The sequence below is a fragment of the Streptomyces capoamus genome (assembly GCF_014654935.1).
Taxonomy (GTDB): Bacteria; Actinomycetota; Actinomycetes; order Streptomycetales; family Streptomycetaceae; genus Streptomyces; species Streptomyces capoamus.
Genome location: NZ_BNBF01000056.1, coordinates 1 through 4,644, shown reverse-complemented (window position 1 = coordinate 4,644; position 4,644 = coordinate 1). Strand labels below are relative to the sequence as shown.

General features: G+C 69.2%; 5 protein-coding genes and 3 pseudogenes. All 8 read left to right on the top strand.

The window, feature by feature from the left end; translation table 11 throughout:
- Positions 1–342 precede the first annotated feature (342 nt).
- A pseudogene (locus IE312_RS37610) lies at positions 343–702 on the top strand (DUF6415 family natural product biosynthesis protein); the annotation flags it as partial.
- Between the two features lie 487 nt (positions 703–1,189).
- Positions 1,190–1,940: pseudogene (locus IE312_RS37605) on the top strand (SDR family oxidoreductase).
- A gap of 94 nt (positions 1,941–2,034) precedes the next feature.
- Positions 2,035–2,307 (top strand): annotated as a pseudogene (locus IE312_RS43650) (nuclear transport factor 2 family protein).
- 36 nt (positions 2,308–2,343) lie between these two features.
- Complete coding sequence (locus tag IE312_RS37600; protein ID WP_189986800.1) at positions 2,344–2,565, top strand: hypothetical protein; 222 nt, start codon at positions 2,344–2,346, stop codon at positions 2,563–2,565.
- Entirely contained in the window at positions 2,471–3,100 is a 630-nt protein-coding gene (locus IE312_RS37595) for a LysR family substrate-binding domain-containing protein (RefSeq protein WP_189986799.1), read from the top strand. The genes IE312_RS37600 and IE312_RS37595 overlap by 95 nt, the downstream gene beginning before the upstream one ends.
- A 203-nt stretch (positions 3,101–3,303) precedes the next feature.
- Positions 3,304–3,747, top strand: coding sequence for a hypothetical protein (locus IE312_RS37590; RefSeq protein WP_189986798.1), 444 nt, complete (start codon positions 3,304–3,306; stop codon positions 3,745–3,747).
- 91 nt (positions 3,748–3,838) lie between these two features.
- Entirely contained in the window at positions 3,839–4,132 is a 294-nt protein-coding gene (locus tag IE312_RS37585; RefSeq protein WP_229900934.1) for a hypothetical protein, read from the top strand.
- 304 nt (positions 4,133–4,436) lie between these two features.
- A partial coding sequence (locus tag IE312_RS37580) for a peptidylprolyl isomerase (RefSeq protein WP_189986797.1) occupies positions 4,437–4,644 on the top strand: 208 nt, incomplete at its 3' end.

Here is a 4,644-nt window from a genome sequence, read left to right as displayed (position 1 = left end):
CGGACGGCACCGGTAGCCGGAACACTCAGGGGGTGATCGCGACGACGCTGCGCTTGGGACGCCACTCGCCCCGCCGCTGGAGGCACGCGGCCGCCAAGTGGCGCCTTCGTGGCGGCCTTGCGTAGCGTCGAACGGCACCGACGCAACCCAGCAACGGAGGCGGTGCACGCACCTACACCCGCTGGCCCCGCACCCGAAGGACGCGGTTTCCAGCCGCCCGTCTTCGGCCGGCCTTCCCCGGCCCTGCTGGCACGTGCTGACCGCGGCTACGCCCGTTTCCTTGCGCAGGCCGTCCCGGATCACCGCACCCGACCACAACCGGGACGACGCGGCGAGGCACCGGTGAGCGACACCCACACCGTGCTCCACGACCCCCACGGCCTGCTCGACGCCGAACTGCCGCTGGCTCGCGCCCCCTACGAAGCGCTCGTCACCGCCGTCCTCGCGTGGCAGGACCTGAATCTCACGCCCCGCGACTACGAACAGATCGCTCTTCAGCTCACCGGGCACGCCCGCACGGTCGCGGCCGACGTCCAGCGCCACGCCGCCGCCCTGCCGAAGAATGACGGCCGCGGCGCTCTCGCCGAAGTCATCCTCCGCGAAGCCGCTGATCGCCTCTCCAAGCCGATCCAGGGCCCCGCTCGCTGCGTCCAGAACCGCGCCCGGCTCGTACGGGCCCTGTACGAACGCCTGGACCGCCTGGGAGGCCGCACCTGCCCCGCGGACCGTCTGACCCCCGGCCCTCCAGCGGCCTCGGGCACGGTACGGGCCCGGTTCTCACACAACTTCCGGGATTCTGCCTCCAGGGTCCGCGCGCTGCGGGGAATATCTTTGCGACCCTCTCCCCGGCTCACCTCGTTCATCCGGGGGTGACCGTTGGCGCTGTTTGGACACTCCCGCGTCCTCGCCATACTCGGCGCAGCCAATGTCCGCACACAAAGCTCTTTGCCGCTTTGTCCGGGCAGCGGCGTGCGGAGGGGCGAGCCGTCCCCGGGGGTCTGGAACCGGAATGGTCTCCAGTGGTCTGCAGCCCCCCGTAATGCCGGAATGCATGCTGTGGCCAGCGGGTATCGACGACGTCTGTGGGTCTACGCATATGTTGCGTTGGTCTGCGTCCGGTGTGTCTGCCTAGCCTCGTGAGTAGAAGTGATCAAGCCGGTCACTGACATGATATGAGGAGGTGCCGGACATGGCCGAGCACACGCTGAAGGACAAGGTCGCGGTCATCGGCGGGGGTGAGAAGAACCTGGGCGGGCTGCTCAGCAGGACGTTCGCCGAGGCCGGGGCGAAGGTGGTGGTGCACTACCACACCTCGCAGAAGGAGGCCGAGGAGACCGTCCAGGCCATTCAGGACGCCGGCGGTCAGGCGGTGGCCGTGCAAGGGGACCTGACCGAGGTGGCGAGTGTGCGGCGGCTGTTCGACACCGCGGTGGACACCTACGGCGGCGTCGACGTCGCGGTGAACACCACCGGGATGGTTCTGCGCAAGCCGATCCTGGAGACCACCGAGGACGAGTACGACCGCATGTTCGGCATCAACGCCAAGGCGGGGTACTTCTTCATCCAGGAGGCGGGGCGCCGCCTGAACGACCGCGGCAAGATCATCAGCCTGGGTACCTCCCTGCTGGCCGCCTTCACCGACGGGCTACTCCACCTACGCCGGCGGCAAGGCGCCACTGGAGCACTTCACCCGGGCGGCGGCCAAGGAGTTCGCCGACCGGTCGATCTCGGTGAACGTCGTAGCTCCGGGGCCGATGGACACCCCGTTCTTCTACGGGCAGGAGACCCCGGAGCGGGTTCAGTTCCACAAGTCGCAGGCTATGGGCAACCAGCTCACCCACATCGAGGACATCGTCCCGCTGATCCAGTTCCTGGTCACCGACGGCTGGTGGATCACCGGCCAGACGCTGTTCGCCAACGGCGGCTACACCACCCGATAAACCACCGCCCGCCTGCGCCGGCCGCGCCCCTGCCGGCGCGGCCGACCCGGCGGGAGCGAACCGTATCCCATTCCGGCACATGGGGAGACAAGGGATGACTGCCGAGCTGACCGATCCTGCGGTGGCCGCGTTCGTCGCCGCGGTCAACGCGGGGACCGGGAGGCGTTCTCGCCGCCCTCACCCATGACGCCACGATGTCCGACGACGGCACCGACCGGGACCTGCGAGAGTGGGCGGAGCGCGAAGTCTTCTCCTCCAACGGCCGCATGGACGTCGAGGACGTCTCCGCTGACGGCCGTACCCTGACGGCCACGTACACCAACTCCACCTGGGACGCATCAGCCGCTTCGAGACCGGACAAGCCTGACCCATATGAGCAGCAACACTGGCAGTGCGTTGGAGCGTGGCTATCGTGCTCGTGCTGCTGGGCGCCCTGCATCGTCTGACCGGCACCGGAGCCGTCGGACACAACCTGCTGGTCGCGGTCGGTGTCGTGGTGCTCGCCCCGGCCTTCGCCGCGCCCGCGCTCGGTGCGGGAGGGGCCGTGCTGGGTGTGGGCCTGGCCGTGGCCGCGACGCTGGCCGCGAATCTCGCCGTCTTCCGCCGCCGCAGAGAGGCGGGTTAACGGTGGCTCTGGATCTGAACAAGCTGGAGCACCTGATCGCCAGCGCTACCCGGCCGAGCTGACCGACGCGCTGCTGGCCGGAGACCTCGACATCGGACTGTGCCGTGCGTTGACCCCGCCGCACGGACTGGCCCGCACCACCCTGGGCCACCAGCCCCTCAACATCGCGGTCGCCGCTGACCACCCCCTCGCCGCACGCGCTTCCGTGGCCCTGTTCGAACTCGCCGACCAGCACTTCATCGTCTGGGGCCAGCCCCGCCACTCCGGCTACACCGACCTGCTCATCAACCACTGCCGCGCAGCCGGCTTCGAACCCCGCACCGAACGCACCCCCCTCCAGGGCACCCCACCCGCCACTGCCGTCATCAGCACCGACCGTCTCGCCTTCGTCACCACACCCCCAGGCCCAGCCGCCGGCGGCGCCGTCCGCATCGTCGCTCTCGACCCACCCCTCTACGCGCCCCTGCACGCCCTGTACTCCCCCCGAACCACCAGCCCCGCCAAAGACGCCTTCCTCACCACCGCCACCTTGTGATCACAAGGGCCGCGCCCGCCTGGACAGCTCTTCACCGACCTCGATCTGCACGCCCCCTGGACGCTATGCCCGGAGACGGACGACCCGACGACGGCGCAGGAATGGCTCACGTCCTGGACCCAGGTCCCCGGCGTGGAAGGACTCATCATCCGGGGCACCGAGCAGCACTATCTGCGTGGCGCCCGCGCTGCTATCACCTCGTCATGACCGCGAACGGCCGTCCCGTGATGCACGGCTGGTGGAACAGCCGGCCGATCGCCCGCAGCAAGTTCACCCAGCTCGTCGGCGAGCAGGGGCGTCCCGGCGTCCGCATCACCCTCACCGACGAACAGACCAGCACCTCGTTGACGACCAGTCGTTGTTCAGCGGTGACCCAGTCTGAGGCGATGGTTTGCTGGGCTGCTGCGAGGGTGACTCGTCCGTGGCGGCCGCAGGCTGATGGTGGGTCCAGCACCCAAGGGCTCGGCAGTCCGCCCCGGAGTGCCGCCCAGCTCGATCCGCGCACCCAGGGCGTAGGTCTGGCTGGACGGCGGGAAGCGGTCGAAACCATCCGTGCGGGCCACCTGCCCGTGGGGGAACGATTCGGCTTCCCCGTCCGGGTGACAAGGCGTCTGTCCCACCGCATTCAGGGACATCGCTGGTACTGACAGCACCGGCACCCGACGAAGAGAGATCCCAGTGCCTGCTCGCTCCCTCACGGCGGCCCTCGGTGCAGCCTGCAGTGCCTTCGCCCTGCTTGTGGCTGCGCCCGGCTCGGCCTTTGCGGCAACCGGCCAGTTCCGCTACACCTACACCACCACCGACGGCTATGAAGCAGTCGGTTTCCTGAACAACCCTCCCAGTGGCCAGTGCATCAACCTGCAAGGATCGGCCTCCGAGCCGGGATCGTTCAGCCGGGCTCCCAAGAACCGCACGGACGCCACCGCCACCGTCTTCCTCGACGCCGACTGCGAAGGCGACACGTACTACATCCTGCCTCCGGGCACGGGCGCCTCCGAGCGCCTGCTCCTGCGCTCCGTCGTCTTCTCCTGAAACCCACCCCACTGCGCGGGCTGCCGCTGCCGGCCAGGCACCGGCAGCCCGTACCCGCCCCGGGAACCCGGCTGCCACGTCGGCTCCGCCAGTTGCAGAGGGCCGGTGTCCCGGTGGGCGGTGACATACCGCACCGCCCCTCGTTGATCACGCGACAACCGCCCAGGACAGCAATGCCCGCACCGCGCCGGTACCGCCGCGGGATGCAAGGCCGCGGGCATGCTGCCCGCCCGAGCAGGAAGGACCTGTGACCGTGGAGTTCCCCAGCATCGATGTCCCTGGAAGCGGCCAGCTCCATGCCCGCATGACCACCTCTCTCGGCGAAATCGTGGTCCGCCTCGAGGAGGACCGGGCACCCAAGACAGTCAAGAACTTCGTCGGCCTGGCGACGGGCACCATCGACTGGACAGATCCCGCCTCGGGCCAGTCGATGAAGGGCACACCGCTGTACGACGGCACCCTCTTCCACCGGGTCATCCCCGGGTTCATGATCCAGGGCGGGGACCCCTTCA